The sequence below is a fragment of the Chryseobacterium phosphatilyticum genome (assembly GCF_002899825.2).
In the GTDB taxonomy this organism is placed as follows: Bacteria; Bacteroidota; Bacteroidia; order Flavobacteriales; family Weeksellaceae; genus Chryseobacterium; species Chryseobacterium phosphatilyticum.
In genome coordinates, this window is the sequence record NZ_PPED02000054.1 from 1 (window position 1) to 523 (window position 523).

Annotated in this window: 2 protein-coding genes; both read left to right on the top strand. The window is 66.0% G+C overall.

The window, feature by feature from the left end:
• On the top strand, positions 1–186 hold a 186-nt coding region (locus C1631_RS25395), incomplete at its 5' end, for a hypothetical protein (RefSeq protein ID WP_497707259.1).
• Positions 187–282: 96 nt separating this feature from the next.
• Positions 283–523 (top strand): hypothetical protein (locus C1631_RS25400; RefSeq protein WP_228441507.1); only part of this gene is annotated, 241 nt, incomplete at its 3' end.

A 523-nucleotide genomic window follows, 5' to 3' on the forward strand; every position in this document is an offset into this window, starting at 1 on the left:
GTCCTGGAGGAACTCTCCCTCCAGGACATGCAGGCGATCGAGCCGGGCATCACGGACGCCGTCTTCGCGGTCCTCGGCGTCGAGAATTCGGTGGCGAGCCGCACCAGCTACGGCGGCACCGCACCGGACAACGTGCGCCGGCAGGCGGAAGCCTGGCTGGAAAAGCTCGGCCCTGTGGAGAAGTAAAAGCAGCCCTGCGGGAACGGGCACGGAAAATGCGGCGTTCAGGTTTCAGCTAACTGAGCTTGGCTATCCGACTGTCCGAACCTGCGGAGTGCCGTCATGAACGTTGAGAGTTGGATCACCGTCGAGGAGACGCCTGCCCTGGCGGCGGAGGCCATGGCGGTCATCGACGCTCGCCTCGCACGGCTCACCGATGCGGAGCGGGACGCCTTCTGGGCCTCGATCCGCAAGGCCTACAACACCCCCTACAACGATCCGGAGAAGCCGGCGCAGCCCAAGCCGGTCGAGCCGGCTTGGGCTGCGCCGGCTTCTCCGGATCGTTGTAGGGGGTGTTGTAGGC